Here is a 26,269-nt window from a genome sequence, read left to right as displayed (position 1 = left end):
GTCAAAAGGCACACTACTCCATCCGCCATAGCGTATTTTAAATTGTTAATAACAACCAGTTTCGCAATATGCAAAAATCAAAAAAACATCCCTACTTACCGCCGTGAACCTGACGATTTAATTGCCACCACAAAAGTCCTGTAAATGCCTCCCAGCGATGGCATTCTTTCCCTTTGATTAAATCCATGCGCTCAGGGCTAGCAAGAAGCAGTCCAGATTTATTTTTCCAAGGCCGAAACTCAGGCTTTCCGGTAAAAATGCAGGCACCTTCATTTGTAATCGTGATTTCAGGATTATATCCATTACACCAAGTACCATCCAAATGCTGAGCCAACAAGTTGCACCCCGTGCGATAATATAATGTATCCGAAAGACTAAGTTGATATAGCGTCGGTAGAATATCTTTATGGCTTCCAACCCTATTACCATCGAAATAGCTGCTATGTTGGTAGTTCAGAGGAACGTAAATATAAAATGGCACAGCATGGCCAAGTGCTAACTCTTGAGGCTCTGGATAACCTATCCCCCGTATATTATGATCACCAGTGACTGCAACAATAGTATGCGAACCTAACGTCTCAGACTTAACCCAGCTAATAAACCGCCCTAATTGATCATTAGAATAGTATAAGGTGCTCATAACCTCATTCAACTCCTCATCAGCTGCTAATTTTCTTAATCTTAGTTTTTCTTGAACAGTTAGATCAATATGCTTTTTTTCGTGACCTTTAGGCGTTTTGTAAGGAGGATGATGTGTTGTTGACATCGACATGATAAACACATGCTCTCCTTTTTTTTCCGCCTCTTTCAAACGCTCGGTCATATAACGAAACATATATTCATCCGGGACGCCCCAGGTTCCGATTTCCGCCTCAGGGTAGCGTTTTTTTAGACCATTCTGCTCTATAAATTCGCTGACACCTAAATGAGGAAGAAACTGATTGAGATTATGCCAGGCACCATTTCCTGAAGTTACAAAAATAATTTTATAGCCATTTGCTAAGAAGGGTTTAAACATATTACTGGCAAAATTGACATTTTGAGCGCTAGTCTGTCCGATACTGCTCATCGGGCTACGAATAAAAAGCCGACTCAAAGTATCAATCGTACCATCACCTTCAGAAATGAAACGGTCGAAACGCCAATCAGCCAACCAGTGCTTTCTTAAGGCCCCCAGTAAATCTCTTTCTTGATTGTCGAAACTCGCCAGGTGGTACCCCATACTTTCCATTACAGACAGTACAACATTTGGCGGATTTTTTTTCACATACGGATTTGCATCAGTCTGAGTCATAAAAGACCGAAGGCCAGGTGCCGAACTTCCCCCCAAAAACTGACTTAATAACTTGCTACCTTCTTCATCCGTAGCTGCTGAAAAATTACCGCTTTCAGCATAAGCATTGAAAGCCCAGTTAAGAGCAATCACTCCATTAGGAGTGAGCATATTTAGCATTTTTACTTCTGAAACTTGAGCATCACTCTGCCGCAAAGGAAAAGTTCCGACAGAACCGCGCATGCCGACAACACAAGCAAGAATGACAAGTAATGTATTAATAATAGATACCGACAGCCTGAGCGTGCCTCCTTTCTTATGACTCAGATAATACTGCCAGCGCCAGTAAATTTTTAACACAATAGAAAAAAACAATATAAGAAAAAGTAAAACCCATATAACCGGGTATTCTTTCCAAACCGTTTTTAATACAGCAGTGGTATCATCATCAACTAACCCGAACACAAAAACATCAATAAAACGCCCATAAGTTACATAATAAAAAACATTTCCAACTGTAATTGCTGTGACTATCAAGCTTAACACGGCAGCCATCCAGGGCCAAAAATGTTGCCATATAATAAAACCACGCCTATCCACTGAAAAACTGGCGGCGACTAATAAGAAAGGCACAAAAATCAAACAGGCAACGCGGACATCGAACAGGCCTCCAATCCAGAACATCCGTATGACATCATGAGAAAAATCCGTCAATAGCCCTGGTGTTTTATTAGTGTAAAATAAATAAGCACGCCCCAACATCTGGATAAGAAAAACAAATAGCCAAGGTAGTAGCAATGCTAGGAATGCTTGCCTAAATCTGCTAAACCACATAGAACCCTCTAATGAAAAAATCTAACAAAAAATAATGCATCAAGTTTTTATCCTCAACCAGCAATCATCTCATCAATGGAGTAAATATTATTATTTGAATAAAGCGAATCTAATCCCCTCTCTCAAGGAAAGTTTGCAGATAAATATATTTCAGCAGCTAATACAATACGGAACTAGATACTAGTATGCCATATGATATAGTCACACTTAATCGCTAATTATAACTCGTTGTCACTGAATTTAGCTCCAGAACACATATCTTTTTAACGCTGAGTGCAACTCGCACAATCAGGAAAACTTGTTCAGTCAATGAATTTGCTGGCGGATTAACTCTGCGATCCGAAGCCCCTCTGTTTCCAACATTCATCCCTACAGTGTATCGTCACCACTGTTTATCCTTTAGAAAACACCATGCTGCATCAGGCTCTCGGCCCCCCCCCTATTTGTTCACAATTTTTCCACACTCTTACTGTGCTTCGCTCATGTCACGTAACATTCATCTTGCTATTAGCTAACAAGACCATTTTTTATCCACTACATTGTTTATCTCCAACCACCAATGCCTCACTCATCCCCGCTGTCTCCGAACCTGAGTCACATTTCAAGTAACTGGACTTTTCATAAATGAAACTAGTTTTCATTTTTACTAAGCCATTGCGATAAAATTTAATTGCTTATGATACTGAAGTTAATTATAAAACGTTTATACTGACTTCATGTGGAGATGATGTGTAGACTGTGTGTAGAAACATGGTATTCATACATAATGTGGAGATTAAATGAAAACCATTAAAGTACTTCTTGCAGAGGATGAGAAAGACATTCGTGAGATCCTTACTGCCTATCTCAATAATGAGGGCTTCGAAGTCGTGACTGCATGCAACGGTCAGCAAGCGGTCGCGCTGTTTCGGGCTTCAGCACCACAGTTCGTGATTCTGGATATCAAAATGCCGCTAATGGATGGCTGGCAGGTACTTAATGAAATTCGCAAGACACACGACACCCCCATCATGATGCTAACAGCACTAGATACAGATGTTGACAAAATTCATGCACTCCGCAACGGTGCTGATGACTATATTGTCAAACCATTTAATCCAGCAGAGGTGAGCGCCAGGGTGAATGTTATCTTGCGTAGAATACAGTTTCACAGCGCCGACAAAAACTCCTCAGTTTACTCAACCAAGAATATTTACATTAACATCGAAAATCATCAGGTTAAAATAAAAATCTCCGGTGAAGATATCGGCGACAAATTAACATCAACCGAATTCAAGATATTGACACATCTTATTCGCTACCCCAAGCGGGTTTTTACCCGACAAGAATTGCTTGAGCACTGTTTGCCGGAAAATGACGCCAATGAACGTACCGTAGATAGCCATATCAGCAAGCTCAGAAAGAAATTTTGGCAAGCGGGTCTGCTAAATGTCCCTGAAAGTATTCGTGGCTTTGGTTATCGGCTGGGAGACTGATATGGCACATCGCAGCATCAATCAGCTGTTTTTCTTCCTGATGCAGAAGTGTATTAGACGTCAACTCCCGCGGGCCGTTGGATACGGCCCGCGGGAGCCGGTCTAAAAAGGAGAGTCAATGTTGATGGAAAAATAGGTATAAATCCAGTTGAGTCGAACATATTCAAAACAAGGTGATACGCAAAATTCTAAACCGCTTCACGTTTTGAGACTACTAAACTTAAATTTTTAATTATTATTACATCGTATCTTTTGGTTCAGCTCATCCCCACCCTAACCCTTTAATTTCTCAGGGCTATTTAGATAGTTTTGTTGAAAATAATGATTTTTGCCCTTTTTTCGATGGCTACGCAGGAAGCTCTTAATCAGAGTTGGCCACGATACGCTGATGTGCGATAGACACTTTCGGACCTTCAGCGTAGTAGATGACTTTAATTGCGAAGCACTGGTAATTGAAATTGACCAGAGTATCGGCGCACAACAAGTGATTAGCATGCTGGGCAGTGTTGAGGAAAATCGCGGATATCTGCTGAAGATCCTGATCGTTAACAGTCCGATTCTAAACCCACTGCCACTGGCACAATGGACTGAAGATCATGGGGTTATTCTGGAGTTTATCAAGTCTGTAAAGTTGACATGGAATATTTCTATCGAATGTTTTACAGGGATATCGGGCAGAAACTTTGGATTTTTATCAGTTCAGAACTTTGAATGAAGCACAGAAAATCATAGGGTGCTGAACGAAGGAATCCATCAGAGAAAGGGCCCATTAATGTCTAAATAGCCTGATGCTGCCGAGTCCCAACAGATGGCTGAAAAAATGGAAACCTAAAAATTAAGTGGAACTAAAATGGAGGGGGGGTATAATAGAGCATGGTAGGAAAAGATTCCGTCTTTATCTTGCATCATGTAATTTCATTGGTGTTACTGATGGAAGTGGTTTAATGATTTTTGTGTTGAACTTGTTTTCACTGAGTATAAAGCAAAGAGATCTTGCAATGGCTTTTAAAAACAAAATACGAGTAGTTAAACAAGCCCCTAAAATTAAAGCGGGTAATCTTTTAATGCAAATCACCAAGATTCTAATTTTCATAGCTCTTGTCGCTTTGGTCGGCGCACAAATATACTCTGACTTTGATTTTAGTATGTTGTTTGCCCCTATGATGTAATTAAATTATTTTTGTGTTTCTATGTGAAAAATGTTTATTGCAACTTCCGGGCTTGCCAATGTTGTGCTGCTAACCGGATTAGCCAATTTTTATTCATCAAGCTTTCTTATATTATTTATAAATAGATCCCTTATCTAACCCAGTATGTTTATTCAATTTCTTGTTGCCTTGATGGAATTATTCCGATCAAAGTTAATACGCAAGATTTGATGATCAATACTAGATTGAGATGACCGGGAAAAGTGATATTAACAAACCAAAAGAAAAAGAAGATCACCAGAGAAATCGGCCAAGCAAGTGAAAATAACCGTGTGTCACAGAGTCGTTGGGCACAAAATAGCAGTTTTAATATGATCAGCAAGAAACCGCAAGGGAGATAAAGGAGAACCCTGAAGTATGAAATAAGCATATCAAAGAACGAAGAATTGTTGATAACGGAAATCGTAACTGACTGCAAGAATAAATGATCGTTTTTATAGAGAACTAAAAAATTTATCCATGTAAAGCTAAAAGCTACCGTTGCTGACATCCAAATTGAGTATTCTTTTCGGGATAAAGGATTAGTAATCATCTATTTTTACCATTGAAATTAAAAGTCATAATTTACGAGATTGATTTATCACTAGATTTGAACTTAACAAGCAATTTTTCAGCTGACATCCAAAGCTCGTCACGAGGTGTGTTCGCTTTACGAAATGTGGTAGGAGAAACACCATAATGGTTCTTAAATACTCTACAGAAAGATTGTTGCTCAGGATAACCATACTCAACTGCAATATCTAAGACTTTTCTGTCGGTAGATAAGAGTACTTTAGCAGCCTCTGTCATTTTCCTCGATCGGATGTAAGACTTCATCGACATACCTGTCAAAGAGCAAAACCTACGCTGAACATACCATCTAGAGTATCCTGTTTTATCAATTAAGTTAATGATACTTATAGGTTGTTTAATATACCTCTCCAAAAGAATTATGATACTAGTAATGAACATTCTAGATTGTTCCATTTTGCTCACTTTCATTACATTTTTCCTGAACCCTTTTCCTTGCCATTGAAATCCCAATTATCGCTTAAGTCTGTCAAGATGGTGTCAATTTTTGTTTTTTTTCTTGATGATTAATTGCGTTTTATGCCAACTAATTGAATTTAAATGAAAATAAACTTAACATTAGGCCTATCTATCGAGAAAGTCTACTGAATTCCATTTTTGGCCATTGAGCATAAACTTCATCCGATTTTTGTTTATTATCTTATTAAAAAAATGCTAAAATTCATTATATTGTTCTTTACATTGACAGAGAAATTGAATAACAGGTTAATATATGGAAGGAAAAAGAGTTTTAATCATTGAGGACGATATGCGGGCTGCAGAGGTCCTGGAAGCTTATCTAAAAAGAGAGTGTTTTACTGTTGCTAAAGTGGGTGATGGTGTTAAAGGCCTCGAGATGGTTTTTTCCTGGCAACCTGATTTGATCTTATTGGATGTCATGCTGCCAGGGATAAACGGCCATGAAATACTGGCTCGAGTGCGTAGAAAGAGCGATGTGCCCGTCATCATGGTGACTGCAATCGGCGAAATACAAGATAAGATTTCCTCGTTGAGGCATGGGGTAGATGATTATATAGTGAAGCCGTATAACCCAGGAGAGGTTGTAGCTCGGGTTCATGCAGTGCTAAGAAGAACGAGTATATTGAATATAAGATCTGAGCTTATTATTTGTGGCCCAGTACAACTTGATGAAGAGGCAATGTTAGTTCACGTTTGCCCTACCGAACATATTAAAATCGCAGTGGAACTTACGCCAACCGAATTTTCAATTTTATCTGTGTTAATGCGAGCGCCCAAAAGAGCTTTTTCCCGACAAACATTGTTGAATATGTGCTTGCCAGAAAGTGATGCATTTGAACGGGTTGTTGATACACATATATACAATTTAAGGAAGAAGCTCAATTCGGTTGGAGTGAATGATGTACTGTTGACAGTTAGAGCAATGGGATATAGGTATTGGAACAAATGAACGCGAAAAATAAAAGAGTCTCTCTCTGGAAGTGGATCTGCGTGAGAGTTATTTCTCAGTCCATTGGTGCGGTTGTCATTATAGCGTTCTGCATGTGGTTGCGGTTTGCTATTTATAATTATTGGATTTTGTATCATGAAATGCCGGAGGATGTTAGAAAGGAATTCCTGCATTTGCTTGCAAATCCAAATGAAGATTTGTACAGGTTTTATAGCCTTTTTCACTATTGGTATGGCTTTGATTTCGCGGATCCATCGATCGCCTCGGCGGATTGGATTATGCTAGGGATTTTAATTATTGTAGCTATTCCTTTAATGATTACACTGGGGCTTTATATGTCAAGGCCGTTGGCGAAACAATTTTTCAACTTGGTTTCTGCAGCAAGGAAAGTCACCGATGGGGATTTCTCTGTTCAAGCAAAAATAGAAAATAAAGCACCGGAAGAACTTCTTGCTCTAACTTACAATTTCAATGAGATGACCCAGAAACTTACTTATTATGAAAATGAGCTTCGAGCCTCTCATATTGCAATGGCGCATGAATTACGCTCTCCACTGACGGCTTCAATCGCACGGCTTCAGGGAATTATGGATGGCGTTTTTGAGCCTGGTAGGGAACAATTAAGTTTAGTCATGCAGCCATTGGTGAACCTTAATCGTCTTATTGATGATCTTCAAATGTTGTCGCTATCCCAAGCTGGAGCATTGTCATTAGAAAAATACAATATAAATATTTGTGATTTGATTAATGAGCGTTTGCAATGGCTAAAGGCAGAAGTTTCTCAAGAATGTTTTACGATTGAATTTGAAAGTACCACCCCCGTATTTGTCTATGCAGATGCGTTCAGAATTGGGCAAGTTGTCACAATTATCATAAAAAATGCACTGCGTTACGCTCATTCCGGCAATAAACTGACAATCACTATTAATCATTCAAATGATAAAGTTATCGTCGGTTTTCGCGATTATGGACCGGGAGTCAGTGAAGCGTTTTTGCCTATGATGTTCGAACGATTCTCAAGAGAGGAGGGTTCTCGGTCGAGAAATCTGGGTGGGAGTGGACTTGGTCTTTCTATAGCTATGGCAATAAGCCAAGAGCATGGTGGCAGTATCAGTGCTCAGAATCATCCTGATGGCGGGATGCTATTTTTACTAATTCTTCCAATGAAAATAGTGTCTTGATGATTTCTTGTAAAAAAATTGACTAAATCTACACTTAAAAAAGGTTTAATTCTTCTACAGGTCATCAGGAGAATGTCTTATGTCAGTAGGTTTATTCAGAACAATAAATACGCTCAAGAGCGTGTTCCTATTTCAATACTGGAAACTGTTTATTATTCCAGTGTTTGTGCTATTGCCAGGGTGTGATGATAATGCAAAGAAGGAGGAGGTGCCTATACGTTCCGTACGAACCCTTGTCGTCGATAATCCGGTTAGCGGAGTTTTGATAAAGCATACCGGAGAAATTCGTCCCCATGAAGAATCTCAACTCTCGTTTCGTATTGACGGTCGGCTCCTCAGCCGTCCAGTCGATGTAGGGGCGAAATTAAAAGCCGGGCAAACGATCGCGACTTTAGAACCTAGGAATAACGAGAATCAGGTGCGTAGTATGCAAGCTGAGCTGGCAGGTGCTGTTTCTGCGGAGCGCCTAGCTTCTCTAAATTTCAAAAGGTTGCAGTCATTGCTTAAAACCGGCGCTATCGCACAGGCTCAGGTTGATGAAGCAAAGGTCAATCTTGAAGTCGCAGTGACAAAGCGTGTTTCTGCCCAATCGAATTTGAAAATTGCTCAGGAACAATTGAGTTACACCCGCTTAGTTGCGCCCTCAGATGGCGTCGTGACTTCGGTTAGCCTGAATCCGGGACAAACTGTCAGTGCTGGGCAGGGGGTCGTTACACTCTCTCTTGATAAGGGAGTAGATGCTGTATTTGACGTTCCAGAAGCTATTTTGTATAGCGACCTACCCGATAATAAAGTCAAGATTGCGCTGCTTTCCGATCCTTCTGTTGTGACTGAGGGCATGATCCGTGATGTTAATCCACAAGCTGATAAGCAAACACGGACCTGGCGAGTCAGAGTCTCGCTGCCCCACCCTCCGGAGAAAATGGCTTTAGGTTCTACGGTACAGGGAAGCATTGTGATTCCAGGTCAGGAAACGTTTGTTCTCCCGGCATCTGCGTTGACACGTGATGGCGCCGATCCTGCCGTTTTTATCGTACAATCGGATACATCAACGCTGACGTTGCACAAAGTTAACATTATTCGCTATAGCTCTGAGGACGTCTTTATTTCTGATGGCATCAAACCAGGTGACAAGGTGGTGATCGCCGGAGTGAGTAAATTACGGTCTGGTGAGAAAGTAAGCTTGGAGGATAAATTCTGATGAATTCCTCTAAACCTAAGAAATTTAACCTGTCGGCTTGGGCTCTTGCTAATCAGCAACTAGTTGCTTTTTTTATGCTAGTGGTCACCATTGCCGGGGTGATGAGCTACTACAACTTGCCACGAAATGAGGATCCGGCATTTACTATTAAAACGGCTGTTGTTTCCGCGAGTTGGCCTGGAGCCTCTGTGGAGGATACCGTCAATTTCGTAACAGACCCATTGGAGAAGAAGCTTCAGGAAGTCCCCTATCTAGATTATTTAGAAAGTTATAGCCGACCCGGTGAGTCGGTTATTTTCATATATCTGCGCGATAACACTCCGCCGGATAAAGTTGAAGAACTGTGGTATACGGTCAGGAAAAAAGTAAAAGATATTTCCCCTCAGCTTCCTGCCGGTGTCACTTCACCTGCTGTCAACGATGAATTTGCTGATACCTACGGCACTATTTATGGCTTCACGCGTGAAGGTTTCACCGAGCGTGAATTGCGTGATATGGTTGATAGAGTTCGCACAGAAGTCTTAACACTGCCAGATGTAGGGAAAGTTAACCTGCTGGGCATAAAAGAAGAGCAAGTCATTTTATCATTCTCACCGCAGAAAATTGCGGGTATGGGATTGACGCTCGATAAAATCAAGAACGCCATCAGCGCACAAAATGCCGTTACTCCGGCGGGAGAAATCAGAACCGATAAAGATAAAGTCATGCTGAGAGTCAGCGGCGCTTTTGCATCAGAAGAAAGCCTCAAACAGCTGACATTACATATTCAGGATAGATACGTTCCTCTGACGGATATTGCAACCATCTCTCGCGAGGAAGTCGATCCGCCGACTCCGGCCTTTAGAGTTAATGGGGAGTCGGCGATCGGCTTGGCCATCTCCATGGCCCCTACCGGCAATATGTTGGACTTCGGTAAAGCGCTTAACGAAAAGATGGATGATATTTCCAGCCGCTTACCCGCAGGTATCAACGTAACAAAAGTGGCCGATCAGTCGACTGTAGTACATGACGCCGTGGGGAACTTTATGAAAGTGCTCCTTGAAGCGGTTGTCATTGTGTTGGCTGTTTCTTTCCTCTCATTAGGAACTCGTGCCGGATTAGTCGTTGCAGCCTCAATTCCGCTAGTATTGGCTATGACATTCATTGGTATGGAAATTGCCGGCATAGGTATACAGCGTATCTCCCTAGGTGCGTTAATTATCGCGCTGGGGCTGCTGGTCGATGACGCCATGATCACTGTAGAGATCATGATGTCGCGGTTAGAGAAAGGAGAACCTGTCAAAAAGGCGGCGACAGCAGCCTGGACGACGACAGCTTTTCCGATGCTAACAGGTACACTGGTAATGATCGCCGGCTTTATACCGGTCGGTTTCGCAACGTCAAGTGCGGGAGAATACTGTTATTCCCTGTTTATGGTGGTGTTGATTTCACTCGTCAACTCTTGGATTGTTGCTGTTCTTTTCTCACCACTGATAGGCGTGTGGCTTTTACCTAAGATGATGAAGGAACACTCCCACGGTAAAGGTAAAATCCTGCAAAAGTACGAAAGCGCATTGCGATACATCCTTAAGCGCAGAGGGTTGACTGGTATCGTGGCGGTTACTTTGCTTGCCATATCTTTTATCGGAACTTCATACATGGAAGAAGAGTTTTTCCCCACTTCTGACAGACCTGAATTGCTCGTCAGTCTGACGTTGCCGAGAAATGCCGTGCAGGAAGATACGGCAAAAGAAGCCATACGTTTAGAGGAGATTCTTAAGAAAGATCCCGATATTGAGTATTTCACGACGTATGTTGGCTCGGGCGCTATAAGGTTTTATTTGCCAATGGATCTGTTACTTGATAACGAAAATATCGCTCAATTAGTGGTGGTGACCAAAGGGCTTGAAGAACGCGATGCTGTAAAGTCTAGGCTCGAAAACATTCTACAAAAAGATTTTGGTCATCTTGTTACTCGTGCTTCGGCGTTAGAGCTAGGCCCCCCGGTGGGCTGGCCGTTGAAATATCGCGTTTCTGGCCCAGAGCTTACTAAGATCCGTGAGATATCTACTGAGTTAGCTGGAAAGTTAGGCGAAAACCCGCAGACGAGAGAAGTCAATCTCACTGCGGGTGAGCCACAACGAGAACTCTATATAAAGGTCAATCAGACGGAAGCAAGGGCCTTGGGACTAAGCTCTCAAGATGTCGCCAGTGCCCTTGCTGAAATGTATTCTGGTTCGGCTGTGACGACGATCAGAGACAAAAATCGTCAGGTTAACGTTTTATTGCGGGCTTCAGAAGATTCGCGTCGAGATATTGAAACCGTTGCGGACTTGCAATTGACTACAGCCGATGGGCGTGTTGTACCATTGAAACAGATTGCAACGATAAGTTATACGTTGGCTGAGCCTATCCAGTGGCGGCGGCAACGCGAGCCTTTCATCACGGTGCAAACAGATATTGCACCAGGGCTGAATGCGTCCGGTGTATCTAAGGGCTTGGAGCCTGTTGTCGATGAATTACGTAAAAGTTTGCCACCGGGATACCACATTACCGAAGGCGGAAGTGTCGTTGAAGCCATGAAAGGTAACAGTTCGGTATTCGCCGTTTTGCCAGTGACCCTATTGGTGATGTTGATCTTGCTGATGGTACAGTTGCGTAGTTTTTCACGCATGATGCTAGCGCTGTTGATTGCCCCCTTCGGTTTGATTGGTGTCGTTGCCGCTATGTTGCCCACTGGAACGCCGATGGGGTTTGTCGCTATTCTTGGTGTGATTGCATTATCGGGCATGATTATTCGCAACGCCGTTATCCTTATTGAAGAAGTGGAAGTAAACAGAGCACAAGGTGCAGACAATACTGAGGCGATAATTGAGGCAGCATTGCATCGTTCCAGACCTATACTCTTGACGGCTTGTGCTGCAATATTAGGGATGATCCCTATTGCGTTTCAGGTATTTTGGGGGCCAATGGCCTATGCCATTATTGGTGGGTTATTAGTTGCCACTATATTTACCCTTACTGTATTGCCGGCTGCAATCAGTGCCGTTCTGCAGTGGGAGACGTCTCGATAAAACCTACCCCCGGAGATCATTTCGGGGGACTCATAAAAGAAGGTGGATATATGTTTGAGTTATTTAAACTTATTGGGTTGGGGTTGGTTTTATTGCTGCCGTTAGTGAATCCCTTAACCACAGTGGCTCTTTTTCTTGGCCTATCAGGCGACATGACTGAAAAAGAAAAAAAGAAGCAGTCAGCCATGGCAGCTTTTTATGTCTTTGTGATTATGATGGTTGCATGGTATGCCGGCAAGGCCGTTATTAACACATTTGGCATATCTATTCCTGGGTTAAGAATTGCTGGTGGGATGATTGTTGCCTTTATTGGCTTTAACATGTTATTTCCACAAAATGTTAATAAACCTCAAGGTAGTGAGAAAGAAAAAACAAAAAATATAGCGTTTATCCCATTGGCAATGCCCAGTACGGCAGGACCAGGCACTATTGCTATGTTGATCAGTGCCGCGTCAACATTCAGCGCTGAAACATCACATCTGGATTTGTGGGTAGCATATACCGCGCCACCTCTAATTGCGATAGCTATCTCATTGATTTTATGGGTATCACTTCGAGCATCACTGGGTGTAATGAAGCTTGTAGGCACTGCGGGAATCGATGCTATTTCGAGAGTGATGGGATTCTTGCTTGTTTGTATGGGGGTTCAGTTTGTTATAAATGGAGTTGTTGAACTCATCGCCATCCAATAGGCTTGAACGCTTCGGTTACTAAAGTCACTGATATTTCTCATGTATCATGATGACAATAACCACTGCGCTATAGATGCCAGTGGTTTTGTGACACAATTTATTATCTTAAAGCTATCACTCAGCTAAGTGATAGCTCTTCTGGCTATCGTGAAACTGTAATTCCCTCCAGCGATGGGTTCCTACCTTACTTGGCAGACTTTCAATGTGTACCAGCATGTTAGAACACATTATCAATGGGTCTCGATTACTTTTTATGAGTCTGTTTTTTTGTTTTTTCTCTTACGATTGCGATAAATCCCTGCCTATAAATTTCGTTGTGGGCTATATCATTATTTTCAACGAGGGAGCATTCGTTGTAGCAACCAAACGACTGTGCCAGATTTATCGCCGCTGCCTTGTTTGGCATAATATTGATGGAGCATTTTATCTTTTAGGCTTTTGCCCTAAGATGAAATGCTACGATATTCCTTGCGCCAAATGTTAACTGTTGCAGTTTTCGCATCCTTTCTCTTGGCACAACTGTAAGTATCCCGGCAAAACGAATCATTAAATTTTGAAAATCTTCCGACATACTGATTATATTCCTTGAGGAGATCGTTATGCGTAAAGCCCGACTCACTGAACACCAGTTCATTGCCATTCTGAAGTCCATCGAGGCCGGGAGTACCGTCAAAGATGTCTGTCGCAAGACCGCTATTTCTGAAGGCAGATATCCCGGCTCAGCATGTCATCCAGTAGTACACAGGCTAGTGGCAAATCGCGGATACCCGCTGAAGTGTACGGACACTGTTCCGGAATTAGTCTCACTGACACAATGGGCTGAAGTGCATTGTGCTATGCTGGAATTTATAAAGCCTGTAAAGTCGACGCAGCATGCCTTTATCGAACAATTTAACCGGACCTACCGGACAGAAATACTGGGTTCATATCTGTTCAGAATCCTGAACGAGGTACGGGAAATCACAGAACGCTGGCTGACGAAGTACAACAGCAAGCGACCTCATAAGTCTCTGGATGACCTGACACCGGAAGAACACCGTCTGATGGCTGAAAAACAGGAAATCTCAAAAAGTGCGTGGAACTAAAGTCGGGATACTTACAACTCTCTTGTTGTTATCCATGTTGCAACTCTCCCTCATAGCTTGAATCTGGCTCACGCTCCAAGAGTAGATGAGGAGCTAAAATAAACCTTCAGGCACATTTGCGACATCGATAATACTTTCAGAAACCAAAATACCTCCACCAATTGACAAACCCTTGATGCAACCTTGCAGATACATTGATTAAATGTAGGTATACTCGACTTCACAAATAGGAAGCATACACCATTACGAGCGTTTTAATGAATAAAATAAATTTTACTGCAGTAATACTCATTGCAATATCATCTCCTGCATTTGCCTCATCTTTTGATACAGCACCGACGTTTACTATCGGCTTTGGAACAAAATATGCGCCAAAATATATCGGCTCTGATAAATATGATATAGCTGCGGCACCTTATTTAGGCTGGAGTAATGGTTCCTTATATATAAACTCCGAAAAAGGCTTTGGGTATACCCACCAGTTTGATAATGGGGCCTATGTTGGGCAGGCTCTCGGATACTCATTAGGTCGTGCTGATAACAATAACTCTTGGTTAAAAGAAGGTTCAGACAAACTGAAGGGTATGGGTACCATTAAAACAGCTATGACAAGTACAACTACTGCGGGGTGGTGGTTAACACCTTGGATGGGAGTCGAGGGAAATGTTATTGCCCCAATTACTGATAGTCAGGGTATGCAATATAATTTAAAAGCTAATTTCCTGGTAGTTAATAATGAAACTGACACTCTTACATTAAGCACTACTGCGTGGTATGGTGATGCCCGGTTTAATAACACTTGGTTTGGTGTCAACGAAAAGCAGAGCCTTCACTCCAGCTTCCAAAAATATAATGCCAAAAAAGGATTTAATCGTCTCGATTATAGCATTACTTGGCAGCATGGCTTCAGCAAAAACTGGTCCGGTTATGCTGAAGCAAGTTATACGATGCTGGAAAACCGAGTAAATAATAGCCCGCTGGTGGATGCGAACAACTCGTTCCAATTGGCTACAGGTGTATTTTACTCGTTCTGATGGCTCTAACACTAGGGCAAGATTGCGAACATATTTGACCAAAGAATTTCTGTTTGACGAGCATACATGGCTGTGATCATATGACTCCCCTTTTAGCGGGAGTTCATGATATCCATTGATGCTTTTCTCGGTACTTTTCTGTTATACAAGTACCACGATCGTCAGCCAAAATTTCGTACCCTTTGTTCGACATCTTGTTTCTGACGATATGCGTCACCATTACAGGCATGGATGGCTGGGAAGATATCGAAGACTTTGACGAAGCGTACCTTGATTGACTTCAGAGTAAAGGCTTGTTCTATCAGGGTATTCCTGTTCATGACACTATTGCTAGAGTGGTTTCTTCTATTGGGCCTGACCAGTTTCAGGAGCGCTTTTTGAAACGGATGCTATAGTCCACACGCACTCTCACGGTGGCCTGATTGCTACCGATGGTAAGGTGCTTCGTAGCGTGTACAATCGAAAAGAACGGTGCTCAACACTCCACATGATCAGCGTTTTTGCGACGGCGAATAGCGTTGTAATTGGTCAGGTAAAAAACTAGAGGAAGACGATCCGCAGGCACCCTATCAGCAGTGCCAGTCCTGTCACCGTAAACTTCTCCCTGAACACCCTCCCCGTGAGATACACCGGCTGGAGAAGCATCCTCAGCAACATCTTCGCCATTATCATGGTGTGTTGCAGGCGGATACCTTTGCAAGGTAAGACAGCTGATTCAACCCAGAGCGTGACGGTGGTCTGTTAACAGAAGCTGCATACTAGGCCCATGCGCGCTGCCAAATCCACGACGTCTATATAAGCACTCAACAGCGACAGCAAAACGTATTGGTGAGCTTTACGTAGTAGAATAGGAAATACGTGGCCTCCCGATAGCAGAACGCCCGGCAATCGGGCAAAAATCCCAGCCGGGAGAGGCGTTAGCTTATGTGCTCAATCAGTGGGATACCTTGTGCTACTACTGTGATGATGTTCTGATCGAAACTGACAACAACGCAGCAGAAAGCTCGCTGCGTGCGGTTTGTCTTGGTAACAAAAACTATATCTTCTCCGGGAGCGAACACGGTGGCGAGCGCGGAGCCATGCTGTATGGATTTATCGGGACATGCAGGTTGAACGGTATCGATCCGGAAGCCTACCTTCGCTATTCCTGAGCGTCCCGCCGGAGTGGCTCAGAGCAACAAAGTGGCCGAACTGCGGCCATGGAACGTAGAGATCTCGCCAATAAGCCAATAAATAGTAGTCAATACGGCGCTCGCTTAACGCTTACGGTTGTGAAGCAAGATGGCGATTATCTGCTAGCCGTAAAGGGCAACCAAATAAGTCTGAAAAAGGCGGTAAAAAAGCGTTAGAACCGTTGCTTCAAGAAAATCCAGGCTGCAGTATCGAGTATGAACATGGGCATATCGAAGCACGCAAATACTACGTAATACCAGCACAGGAACTGGCTGCTCATTACCCTGACTGGCAGGGGCTTCAAACACTGGGTATAGCGATAGGTTATCGCATTGATTCAGTGGGGGGGAAAGAGTCGCTAGATACCGTTACTATATCAGTTCTGCAGTGCTGACATCCGAACATTTTCCCAACATTGTTCGAGGATACTGGGAAATTGAAAACCGATTGCACTAGGTGCCCGATGTCATGATGAATGAGGATGCCAGTCAGGTCGATCGCGGTAATGCCGCTAAACTCCTGGGTAGTATGCGTCATATGGCGCTTAACATGCTCGTTTAGAAACAAGCAAGAAAGCGAGTATCAGTCGCAAGCAGAAGATGGCGGCAATGAATCTTGCTTATTTAAAGCTACGTGCTTTTACCCTAGGAATTTGGCGTATCTTTTCGATTGGCACAACCTTCGCTCAGAGGTTTAGTATTTGAGCGATAGCCTGAGCTTCCTGCTGCCAGCCCTGCGCCAGGGTGCGTACCAGGGCGTCATAACCGTCCTCACCCTGTTTCAGCTCCAGACTGAACGGCCGTTTGATCAAACGCCCCTGACGGTTCAGCACCCACTCGCCGCGAATGATCGCCTTGCCGTCAAAACGGCCGTGGAAACCGCTGATGGTCACGTTCAGCACATCCTGATCGCTGCTCATCGGCTGCGAAGAGACCACCCAGCCCGGCAGCGCACTGCTCAGGTTGGTGACCAGCGTTTGCTGCAGTTGCTGGTCGAGCGGGCTGGCCCACAGATTGTTCTGTGCAATCACATACTGCACGTCGTTGGTCTGATACACCACGCCGCTCTGCGCCAGATAATCCGCCACGCTCACGTGCTCCAGCCACAGCTGGCGCGTGGAGGCGCCGCTGCTGCTGACCACCGCCGGCGCGCCCAGCGCCGGCAACTGATAGTAAGTCTTCTGTGGTGAACTGCTGCAGGCGCTGAGCAACAGCGCCAGGGCTACCGGGATCCATTTCATCATTTCGTGGCCTTCTTCGGCTGAGGGTCAGTGCTGCCGGCGGCTTCAAACACCAGCGCGTTGCTCTTCTCATTCAGGGTGCGCAGCACCGGCTGCAGCTCACGCAACACCTGGTCGAGGCGCTGCATGTCGCCCACCATCTTGTTGTAAGCCGGTGAACCAGGCTGGAATCCTTTCATGCTGCGGTTCAGCTCCAGCAGCGTTTTCTGCATATCCTGCGGCAGCGCCTGCATCTCTTTGCTGGCGATGATGTCGTTCAACGACTTCATGGTCTGCTGCGTCGACTTCAACGTTTTCTGGCTTTCCGCCAGCGTCTTGGTCGCTTCGTTGATCATCGGATTGATCGGCATCGAATTAATCTTATCCAGCGCCAGCATCAGTTTCTGCTGGATCTGCGCCAGACCGCCGCTGGTGGTCGGCATCAGCGGATAACCGAAATCCTCACGCGGTCCTTTCCACGGTTTCTCCTGCGGATAGAAGTCGAGATCAATGTACAACGAACCAAGCAGCAAGTTGGCGGACTTCATCGAAGCACGCAGACCGCGTGACTCGGCGTCTTTCAGGTGCCATTCGATATCGAATTTGCCGCCCAGCTGTTTATGCAGTCGATCTGGTTCGATGCGGATCAGCACCGGAATGCGATAATCGTTATCCAGACGCTGCGCCATGCCCTCTTTATAGAATGGCACCTGCGCCACCGTGCCCAGGCGGATGCCACGGAACTCGACCGGCGCGCCCGGCTGCAGGCCTCGTACCGAATCGGAGAAGAACAGCAGGTATTCCTTATACTCGGTATACAGCGAATCCTGCGTACTGCGCTGGTTGTCGAACAGCTGGTATTCCGCCTTCTCTTTCGCCTGCTCACCGCGGCCCCAACCGTCCGGCACATCGAAGCTGACACCGTCACTAAACAGCGTGGTCAGCGAGCTCATCTCCACCCGCATGCCCTGCGCCGACATGTCGAACGCCACGCCGCTGTCTTTCCAGAAGCGCACATTGGTGGTAACCAGTTGGTCGTAAGGCGCGGTGATGAACAGCTGATAGCGCATGGCGCGCGCTTTAGGATCGAAGTAGCTGGTCTCCACCGAGCCAACACGATAGCCGCGGAACAGCACTGGATCGCCGGCATTGAGCTGGCCTGATTTCTCGCTGTCCAGTACGATGCGCAGCCCTTTGGCATCCGGTGGGGCCAAAGGTGGCGCGTCGAGCAGCTGATAGTTGTCTTTGCCGTCTTTACCCTTGCTGCCCGGCTGCAGTTCGATATAGGCACCGGAGAGCAGCGTACCCAAGCCGGAGACGCCTTCATGGCCGATCTGCGGCTTCACCACCCAAAAGGCGGAGTCCTGGTGCAACAATTTCTCCATACCTGAATTGAGGCGTGCCTGCACCATTACCTTGCTCATGTCATCACTCAGCGTGACGGTTTCCACCACCCCGACGTCAACGCTGCGGCTTTTGATTTTGGTTTTACCCGCTTCCAGCCCTTCCGCCGTCGTAGTAACCAGCGTCACCACCGGCCCCTGATGGCTGAAGTGGTAAAACAGGATCCAGGCGCCGATCAGCGCGGTCACGATGGGAATAATCCACACCGGCGACCAGCGTTTGATCTTCTCAACGTCCGCGACGCTATGATTATTTTCCGTCACCTTGCGGCTCCTTGTTGATTGTTTCACTTGCGCGATCCCAGGTCAGCCGGGGATCAAATGTCATGGCGGCGAACATGGTGAGGATCACCACCAGTGCGAACAACACCGCGCCCGTCGCGGGGTAAATGCTCATCAACTGCCCCATTCGCACCAGCGCCGATAATACTGCGATCACAAACACGTCGATCATTGACCAGCGGCCAACGAACTCGACCACTTCATAAATCAGATGCATACGCTCGCTGTCGGCGCGCGGCTTCTTCCTGCCGTTGGCGTCCCAGCACAGCCAGCCGATCGCCAGCATTTTCAGCGACGGCACCATGATACTGGCGATGAAAATCACCATCGCCACCGGGTAAGAACCGTCTCCCCACAGCAGGATCACCCCCGCCATGATGGTGGAGTTCATCTTGTTGCCCAGCGCCTCGGTCACCATGATCGGCATCAGATTAGCCGGTATATAAAGCATGACAGAAGTCACCAGCAATGCCAGCGTCCATTGCAGGCTGTGGCGGCGGCGCACGTAGCCCTTGGTGTGACAGCGCGGGCAGCGCACCTGACTGGCCGGCAGGATCGCCGTGCAGCACGCGCAGGAGCGCACGCCCTGGCTCATGCCGGTGCGCCCCACCGTCAGCGGGCGATCGAGGCACGGCGCCGGTTCGATGTCCTGCCACAGCCAGCGCCGATCCACGCACTGGAAGGCGCGCACCTGCAGCAGGCAGAACAGGCAATACGGCACGAAGCTGCTGCCGATGCCGATATCACCGTAAGCCATCAGCTTGACGAAGCTGACCAGCACCCCGGCGAGGAAAATTTCCACCATGCACCAGGTCTTGAACTGGAACAAAATACGGGCCATCCCCCCTTTGAGTCCCAGCGGCAAGCGCACTTTGGCACAGAGCAGGATGATCGCCACCATGCAAAGCGCCGGGATCAGCTGCACAAACACCATAAACAAGGTGGCCATACTGGCGTAGTCTTCTGCCACCATGACTTCCGGGATTTGAATCAGCCGGATTTCATTGCCGAGGCCGGCGACACGCATGTTGATAAACGGGAAGATGTTGGCCAGCACCAGCATGAACAAAGCACTGAGGGCGTAACCGATCGGCCGCTTGCGCGGCTCGTCCCAGCGGGTGCTGAGCGTGGTTTTGCAGCGCGAGCATACCGCTTTGCTGCCATGGGATAACGGCGGCAACACTGCCAACATGTCACATTGCTGGCAAAGTGTCTTATTTTGTGACGAAGAATCGATTGGTTGTCGGGCTGGCCGACTGACTGATGGCAACATTTTTTTCTCTGAATTAGAGGAGCAACGTACTGGTTACTTGACTCACTGAAAATTGCCCAATAATAAGCATGATAGCCTCATTAAACTTATTTCGCGCATAGGCACGCCGTATTAAGTGTGCGAACTTGCTCTGCTATATCATCTAAAATTTTGAATCGCCGACGATACTCCGCTCGCTTTTTGCTAGGGATATGTTCCAATGATTTCCTTTCAAACGTCAAAGGTAGTTGCCAGCGCCACGAATTCTGTTTTATCCCACCTATCAGCGACCAGAAATCATCATAACTTGCATGCAAATGCTGACCTTTGCTCAGCCGATAGCGCAGTGAGCGAAAGACATGCCCATTATCGCTAACGCCATAAATAGCATGCACTGAGGTGAACTCAGCGAGGCGGCTAATAAATTCCATCAAAACACGTTTTGGGAAAATGCCTGACAGAGCACGGGTAGCTTCTTTGATAGCCTCGCGGGGTACGTGCTGACCAGGACCTTGTAGACCACCAATGATGAAATGCCATTCACCTTCTTCAGACACGGCCGAAAAGGTCATGCTGGCAAGTAGCTCTTTATTGTCGCCACGTAACCATAACGTTGACTCACCTTCTCGTTCAGCTTTATGCGCACAGGATACTGAAATAGTAAAATGGGTCTCTTCTCTGCCGATGAGTTCGACCAAAACTGTTTCTTCTCGTTTTATCAATGCGTTGGACAGTATTCTGCTATTAAGAGATGACACATACTGGTAATGGCTAACAATTGCTGATGCGCGTTGTTTTGCATTGAGGTTACGCGTCAAATATTGTCGATGCGGCTTACAAGGAAATGTGTGTTGATTATACAACACCCATTTTAACTCACTTTTTTGAGTTAAAATGGATAGTACTTTTTTAGTCGCTGAATAGTATAAAATAAGTCGAAGTAAGAACTTTGCACGAAAGCTCTTCTTTCTCCATACAGGAGCAGGAACGAACCTTCCCAAGAGCAATTCATAGATGATGTTTTTTTTCAAGATACTTACCCTACAAGTGCTATTTTTTACTTTTACAGTTGAATTTATAAAAATAAATACTTCTTCAATACTAACTGATAATTGTTAATTTATTATCCACCAATTATCAATGTTTGATAAAGAAGGCTGAAGAGCGCTAAAAACATGCCGTTACCGTGGTCTTTTCTTCATTAAATGTTGACATTTAGCTTCGTATAGATGCTATCCAAATAGTCAAGTAATGTGGTCAGTTCCCTCAGCTATCAGCTTCCTCGCCGCATCGCGTTTTTCCCTTGCTTCTGATAACGAGACTTCATGATAGACTCCCAGAGCGAGCGCTTTCTCTTTGCCCAGAAACCGATAGCGAAGCCGCCAGCAGCTCCCCCTCAAATTTCTAAGCAGGGGACTGTCGCTTATATTATTAAAATCTCACTCATTAAATCCACAAGGAAATCATTCCCGTTGCAATGATTAGTTTGAAATCATTATTTTGGTTAGCCTTACTTAATACCAGATTAATTGTCGATATAAAGCGAACAATGAAAGGTGGGTCACATGATTTCGAAACAAGGCTTGGCCATGCTCGCACACCTGTATTAATTTAATGGTTTAATGAGTAAAACCCTGCCAACATAAGAAATAGGGAATTACCTTCCTCTTTCCACGCTTGCAGTTCCGAAAATAAGATATCTCGTGGGGTAATTATGCGGATAAAACACATAGAAATCGCTAACTTTCGCAAATTGAAAGCAGTTCATATAGATTTTTCAGAGAAAACAACTATTTTCGTCGGAGCCAACAACAGCGGGAAAACATCCGCTATGATTGCACTTCGTCGATTTCTGGTTGAACGCTCTGGTTTCTCCATCAATGACCTCACCCTATCTTATTGGCCACAAATTGATGCAGCAGCTATGCAATGGGAAGCAGCCCCTGATGACCAAGAGCCGATTCAGTGGGATCGCTTCTCACCATTCCTGGATGTATGGCTCGACGTTCCTCCAAATGAACTTCATCACGTACAAAAGATTTTGCCCACGCTGGATTGGGATGGGGAAAGCATAGGTGTGCGCCTCCGTTTTGAACCCAAGGACCCTGACGCACTGCAACACGAATATCTCACGGCAAAACGCGCAGCCGCCGAAGTTATGGCCCAAGCTAAAGAGTACGGTGAACAAGTAAGCTCCACAACCGCATTTGCACTTTGGCCGCGTTCGATGATGGAGTTTTTAGCCCAAAGAATGCGCTCTACTTTCGAGATCCGTGCTTATTTGCTTGATCCTTCAAAACTGAAAATGCCGGAAGAAGGTAGAGCCTCCCCTCAAACACTCCCAGAAAGCAGTGACCCTATCGATGGCGGGGATCCGTTTAATGGTCTTATTCGTATCGACGAGATTAGCGCACAGCGTGGATTTGGGCACAGCGATCAAACAGGGTATACGCGGGGTAACGAATCACGTGAGGATATGGCTGAACCCAGAATGGGGAAAAAACTTTCCAGCCAGCTGCGCAACTACTATAGCCAACACTTGGATCCTTTCGATACGCCGGAACCCAAAGACCTTCAGGCGTTGATGGCATTGCATGAAGCACAAACGGCTTTCGGCACGCGTTTAGCAGATTGCTTCTCAGATGCCTTGACCGAACTGGAAAATATTGGCTATCCCGGCGTTACCGACCCCAAGCTGACAATAACCACCAACATCAGGCCTATCGATGGGCTTAATCATCCGTCCGCCGTGCAATACGAAGTGCCAACCCATGTTACCGGTTCTTTTGGCGCACATCGCCTTCCCGAAGATTCGAACGGACTTGGTTACCAAAATCTCGTCTCCATCGTCTTCGCACTCATGGCATTTCGTGATAACTGGATGAAGGTCGGAAAGGCTGGAAAATCAAAGGTGGCGGAAGAAACTCTCATTCAACCGCTTCATCTAGTTTTGATTGAAGAACCTGAAGCGCATTTACATGCACAAGTTCAGCAAGTTTTTATTAAGCAAGCCTACGGTGTTCTGCGAAAACATGACAAGCTAAAGGATTCTTCACGCCTTCAAACTCAACTGATCATCAGTACCCACTCCAGCCACCTTACCCATGAAGCTGAGTTTTCGTCTTTGCGTTACTTTCGGCGGCTACCAGCACTCGCACAAAGCGGTGCTGTACCCTTGACTTCCGTTATCAATCTTTCGGAAGTCTTCGATGGCAAAGACAAAACCGAACGTTTCGTGAAACGATATTTGAAAGCTACCCACTGCGATCTCTTCTTCGCCGATGGAGCGATACTCGTGGAAGGTCCTGCTGAGCGTATTCTCGTTCCCCATTTTGTTCGTGAGCGTGAAGCCTATGCTTACTTAAAGCGTAGCTATATCACATGGCTTGAAATAGGCGGGAGCCATGCACACCGATTGAAGAATTTGATTGAACATCTGGGTCTCACTACCCTGATCATCACAGACATTGACGCCAAAGACGGCACCACCAATGCTGCGGTTGTCCCGAAACGAGGCATGGGCCAACGAGCCCGCAATGAGACAGTGAAAACGTGGCTACCTAAGGAAGAATCTTTCGATGCACTCCTCGACATGGAAAGTGAGCGCAAAGTGCTTGCCGAACCAGGCGGCTATGCCATCCGGGTGGCGTATCAAACACCTATTTTCATGCCATTCAAGTCTGAAGAAGCGCTTGAAGCAGTAGCCAACACTTTCGAAGATGCCCTCGTGTATGAAAATCCGGGGCTATTCGCCAACCTGGACGGTTATGGGCTCATCGCAAAGTTTCGTGAAGCGCTAAAGGAGTCCGCCGATCTCAGCGAGTTGGCAACAAGGATATTTGAGGCACTGAAAAATGGGGCAAAGGCCGAATTCGCTCTCGATGTCCTTTTTAGTGAGGAAATCGATCGGCTGAAGGTCCCTCAGTACATTGACGAAGGGTTAGTCTGGCTAGCAGAACAGCTAAAACGTAAAGAACATGATGTTCTTGGAAAAGCGGGGGTGGGAGAATGAGCAGACTGGAAGCGATAATTCCCGACGATGAGATAGACATGCCGGCTGATGCAGAAATCAGAAAATGTCTTGACCTCGGCTCCCCAAAAAGCTTCTTCCTTTTTGCCGGCGCTGGTTCAGGAAAGACAAGATCGCTGGTATCCGCTCTCCAGTATGTGCGCGACACCTTCGGGGATGAACTTCGGCTGAAAGGACAACGAGTCGCTGTCATCACTTATACCAATGCGGCGAGCGAAGAAATTCAACGCCGCCTGGATTTTGATCCGACTATCGCTGTTTCGACTATACATAGCTTCGCCTGGTCGCTGATAGAAGGGCTTAACCGTGATATCCGCGAATGGCTTCGCGCGAAAATAACCGCCGATATCGCAGAACTTGAAGCGGAAGAAGCGAAAGGGAGAAAAGGTAAGAAGGCATCAATAACCCGCTTAAAAAAAATCGCCTCGAAAACCAAACGCCTTCAAAGCCTCGATAACGTTAAACGTTTCGTTTACAGCCCAACCGGAGAAAATCTCGGCCGCGATTCGCTGAATCATGCGGAGGTGATTCATCTCACCGCCTATTTTTTAACAATAAAACCGACCATGCAGAACATCTTGATCGGCCGTAACCCCATTCTGCTTATCGATGAGAGTCAGGATACCAATAAACATCTGATAGATGCCTTATTTGCCGTTCAGGCTCAACATAAAGAGACATTCGTTCTCGGCCTGATTGGCGACATGATGCAGCGTATTTATAGCGATGGTAAAGACGGACTGGATAACAATCTGCCTGCCGACTGGGCAACCCCCGGAAAACAGATGAATCACCGTTGCCCAAAACGCATCGTAAAATTAATTAACGCCGTACGTAGCGCAGTGGACAAACAGATACAACGGCCACGAACCAACAGCCTTGAAGGCAGTGTGAGGCTTTTCGTGCTTCCTAATCATACCGTTGATAAACCTGCTGCCGAGCAAAAAATTGCGATGCATATGGCCGAGGTTGCCGATGATGAACAATGGCGGAATTTGGCACTCTGCAAATGCCTCACATTGGAACATCACATGGCCGCCAGTCGGTTAGGCTTTTTAGAGCTGTTTGCCCCTTTGTATAGAGTGAAAAGTTGGCGAACCAATCTTATTGATGGCTCTTTACCCTGCGTTCGATTCTTTACTGATGAGATGCTGCCATTAATTCAGGCAAAGTTTGCCGAAGACCGTTTTTCCATAGCCAGAATTCTAAAAAAACGATCGTCGCTAGTCAGCCCAGATGCCTTGCAATACGCAGCAGATCAACGCTCGCAACTGAAGTTAGCATCGGCAGCAATGGAACGCCTTATGGCATTGTTCGCACAGGGTTCTGATCCTTCGCTTGGCGATGTCCTTCGCTTCGTAGCGGATAGCGCGCTCTTGCCTATTCCTGAATCTCTGCAGCTCTGTATAGCAAGCGATAATACGCTACCTAGCGTAACACCGTATGTCGATGAAAGTGATGCCGACCACCAGAGTGAGCGTACAATGGCGATAGGCGAGTTTTTACTTGCCCCTTTCTCTCAGGTCGAAAAATTTGCATCCTACGTATCTGGAAAAGCGCCTTTCGATACTCACCAAGGTGTGAAAGGACTCGAATTCGAACGTGTGATGGTCATTATGGACGATGAAGAAGCCCGGGGTTTTATGTTCAAATATGAGAACCTTTTCGGGGCAAAAAGCGTTACCGATCCCTCGGTTGAAGCAGTTCGCCGACTGTTCTATGTTACCTGCAGCAGGGCGCAGCAAAGCCTGGCCCTCGTAGCCTATGCAGCGTCACCGGAACAAGTTCGCCGATTCGTGATGGACCAAGGCTGGTTTAATGCTGATGAAATTGTCATCGGAATACCTGAGTAATCGTGGGCGGGGATGCCGGACCATCGTCATGGCCCTGCATCTC

The 26,269-nt window shown here is 45.7% G+C and carries 16 protein-coding genes and 4 pseudogenes; 13 read left to right on the top strand and 7 right to left on the bottom strand.

Annotated features, from left to right (window positions below; translation table 11 throughout):
- Positions 1–91: 91 nt before the first annotated feature.
- Positions 92–2,107, bottom strand: coding sequence for an alkaline phosphatase family protein (locus MMS95_RS04865; protein WP_004856879.1), 2,016 nt, complete (start codon positions 2,105–2,107; stop codon positions 92–94).
- A 779-nt stretch (positions 2,108–2,886) separates the two neighbouring features.
- Here MMS95_RS04865 and MMS95_RS04860 point away from each other — a divergent pair.
- The 3 genes and pseudogenes from MMS95_RS04860 to MMS95_RS04850 all read left to right on the top strand — a co-directional run bounded on the left by MMS95_RS04860 (position 2,887) and on the right by MMS95_RS04850 (position 4,751).
- Positions 2,887–3,582, top strand: coding sequence for a response regulator (locus MMS95_RS04860; protein WP_242141435.1), 696 nt, complete (start codon positions 2,887–2,889; stop codon positions 3,580–3,582).
- 342 nt (positions 3,583–3,924) lie between these two features.
- A pseudogene (locus MMS95_RS04855) lies at positions 3,925–4,310 on the top strand (IS3 family transposase); the annotation flags it as partial.
- 111 nt (positions 4,311–4,421) lie between these two features.
- Positions 4,422–4,751 (top strand): hypothetical protein, encoded by a 330-nt coding sequence (locus MMS95_RS04850; RefSeq protein ID WP_242141434.1) that lies wholly within the window; start codon positions 4,422–4,424, stop codon positions 4,749–4,751.
- Between the two features lie 603 nt (positions 4,752–5,354).
- Here the strand turns inward: MMS95_RS04850 and MMS95_RS04845 are convergent.
- Complete coding sequence (locus MMS95_RS04845) at positions 5,355–5,771, bottom strand: AraC family transcriptional regulator (protein WP_050482927.1); 417 nt, start codon at positions 5,769–5,771, stop codon at positions 5,355–5,357.
- 301 nt (positions 5,772–6,072) lie between these two features.
- Between MMS95_RS04845 and MMS95_RS04840 the strand changes: the two genes are divergently transcribed.
- The 8 genes and pseudogenes from MMS95_RS04840 to MMS95_RS04805 all read left to right on the top strand — a co-directional run.
- Entirely contained in the window at positions 6,073–6,768 is a 696-nt protein-coding gene (locus tag MMS95_RS04840; RefSeq protein WP_028018371.1) for a response regulator transcription factor, read from the top strand.
- Entirely contained in the window at positions 6,765–7,949 is a 1,185-nt protein-coding gene (locus tag MMS95_RS04835; RefSeq protein WP_028018370.1) for an ATP-binding protein, read from the top strand. Before MMS95_RS04840 ends, MMS95_RS04835 begins: the two co-directional genes overlap by 4 nt.
- 79 nt (positions 7,950–8,028) lie before the next feature.
- Entirely contained in the window at positions 8,029–9,150 is a 1,122-nt protein-coding gene (locus MMS95_RS04830; protein WP_004856895.1) for an efflux RND transporter periplasmic adaptor subunit, read from the top strand.
- On the top strand, positions 9,150–12,203 hold the full coding sequence (locus MMS95_RS04825) for an efflux RND transporter permease subunit (RefSeq protein WP_004856898.1): 3,054 nt from the start codon (positions 9,150–9,152) through the stop codon (positions 12,201–12,203). The genes MMS95_RS04830 and MMS95_RS04825 overlap by 1 nt, the downstream gene beginning before the upstream one ends.
- Before the next feature lie 50 nt (positions 12,204–12,253).
- Positions 12,254–12,895: a MarC family NAAT transporter gene (locus tag MMS95_RS04820; protein ID WP_242141433.1), complete on the top strand. Its 642-nt coding sequence runs from the start codon at positions 12,254–12,256 to the stop codon at positions 12,893–12,895.
- A gap of 708 nt (positions 12,896–13,603) precedes the next feature.
- Positions 13,604–13,980 (top strand): annotated as a pseudogene (locus tag MMS95_RS04815) (transposase); the annotation flags it as partial.
- A 257-nt stretch (positions 13,981–14,237) separates the two neighbouring features.
- Positions 14,238–15,014, top strand: coding sequence for a MipA/OmpV family protein (locus MMS95_RS04810; RefSeq protein ID WP_242141432.1), 777 nt, complete (start codon positions 14,238–14,240; stop codon positions 15,012–15,014).
- A gap of 639 nt (positions 15,015–15,653) precedes the next feature.
- Positions 15,654–16,247, top strand: a pseudogene (locus tag MMS95_RS04805) (transposase); the annotation flags it as partial.
- A 625-nt stretch (positions 16,248–16,872) separates the two neighbouring features.
- On the opposite strand, the gene pqiC reads toward MMS95_RS04805, so the two are convergent.
- The 5 genes and pseudogenes from pqiC to MMS95_RS04780 form a co-directional block, all read right to left on the bottom strand.
- Complete coding sequence (gene pqiC, locus MMS95_RS04800) at positions 16,873–17,430, bottom strand: membrane integrity-associated transporter subunit PqiC (protein WP_242141431.1); 558 nt, start codon at positions 17,428–17,430, stop codon at positions 16,873–16,875.
- Positions 17,427–19,073, bottom strand: coding sequence for an intermembrane transport protein PqiB (gene pqiB, locus MMS95_RS04795; RefSeq protein WP_004856914.1), 1,647 nt, complete (start codon positions 19,071–19,073; stop codon positions 17,427–17,429). Before pqiB ends, pqiC begins: the two co-directional genes overlap by 4 nt.
- Entirely contained in the window at positions 19,060–20,364 is a 1,305-nt protein-coding gene (pqiA, locus tag MMS95_RS04790; protein WP_277951780.1) for a membrane integrity-associated transporter subunit PqiA, read from the bottom strand. Before pqiA ends, pqiB begins: the two co-directional genes overlap by 14 nt.
- Positions 20,365–20,450: 86 nt before the next feature.
- Positions 20,451–21,374, bottom strand: coding sequence for a VirK/YbjX family protein (locus tag MMS95_RS04785; RefSeq protein ID WP_242141429.1), 924 nt, complete (start codon positions 21,372–21,374; stop codon positions 20,451–20,453).
- A gap of 225 nt (positions 21,375–21,599) precedes the next feature.
- Positions 21,600–21,755, bottom strand: a pseudogene (locus MMS95_RS04780) (Arm DNA-binding domain-containing protein); the annotation flags it as partial.
- A 302-nt stretch (positions 21,756–22,057) separates the two neighbouring features.
- Between MMS95_RS04780 and MMS95_RS04775 the strand changes: the two are divergent.
- Together MMS95_RS04775 and MMS95_RS04770 are read left to right on the top strand one after the other, a co-directional pair.
- Positions 22,058–24,355, top strand: a complete 2,298-nt coding sequence (locus MMS95_RS04775) for an AAA family ATPase (protein ID WP_242141428.1) — start codon at positions 22,058–22,060, stop codon at positions 24,353–24,355.
- A complete protein-coding gene (locus tag MMS95_RS04770; RefSeq protein ID WP_242141427.1) occupies positions 24,352–26,226 on the top strand; it encodes a UvrD-helicase domain-containing protein in 1,875 nt (624 codons plus the stop codon). The genes MMS95_RS04775 and MMS95_RS04770 overlap by 4 nt, the downstream gene beginning before the upstream one ends.
- Positions 26,227–26,269: the final 43 nt, after the last annotated feature.

This window comes from Serratia sp. PGPR-27, assembly GCF_022678525.1.
GTDB classification, from domain to species: Bacteria; Pseudomonadota; Gammaproteobacteria; order Enterobacterales; family Enterobacteriaceae; genus Serratia; species Serratia nematodiphila.
This window is presented reverse-complemented; position numbering and strand designations above follow the sequence as displayed.

Coding starts and splice junctions, on each gene's coding strand:
- MMS95_RS04865 (WP_004856879.1), bottom strand. CDS start 2,107: ATGTGGTTTAGCAGATTTAGGCAAGCATTCCTAGCATTGCTACTACCT.
- MMS95_RS04860 (WP_242141435.1), top strand. CDS start 2,887: ATGAAAACCATTAAAGTACTTCTTGCAGAGGATGAGAAAGACATTCGT.
- MMS95_RS04845 (WP_050482927.1), bottom strand. CDS start 5,771: ATGAAAGTGAGCAAAATGGAACAATCTAGAATGTTCATTACTAGTATC.
- MMS95_RS04840 (WP_028018371.1), top strand. CDS start 6,073: ATGGAAGGAAAAAGAGTTTTAATCATTGAGGACGATATGCGGGCTGCA.
- MMS95_RS04835 (WP_028018370.1), top strand. CDS start 6,765: ATGAACGCGAAAAATAAAAGAGTCTCTCTCTGGAAGTGGATCTGCGTG.
- MMS95_RS04830 (WP_004856895.1), top strand. CDS start 8,029: ATGTCAGTAGGTTTATTCAGAACAATAAATACGCTCAAGAGCGTGTTC.
- MMS95_RS04825 (WP_004856898.1), top strand. CDS start 9,150: ATGAATTCCTCTAAACCTAAGAAATTTAACCTGTCGGCTTGGGCTCTT.
- MMS95_RS04820 (WP_242141433.1), top strand. CDS start 12,254: ATGTTTGAGTTATTTAAACTTATTGGGTTGGGGTTGGTTTTATTGCTG.
- MMS95_RS04810 (WP_242141432.1), top strand. CDS start 14,238: ATGAATAAAATAAATTTTACTGCAGTAATACTCATTGCAATATCATCT.
- pqiC (WP_242141431.1), bottom strand. CDS start 17,430: ATGATGAAATGGATCCCGGTAGCCCTGGCGCTGTTGCTCAGCGCCTGC.
- pqiA (WP_277951780.1), bottom strand. CDS start 20,364: ATGTTGCCATCAGTCAGTCGGCCAGCCCGACAACCAATCGATTCTTCG.
- MMS95_RS04775 (WP_242141428.1), top strand. CDS start 22,058: ATGCGGATAAAACACATAGAAATCGCTAACTTTCGCAAATTGAAAGCA.
- MMS95_RS04770 (WP_242141427.1), top strand. CDS start 24,352: ATGAGCAGACTGGAAGCGATAATTCCCGACGATGAGATAGACATGCCG.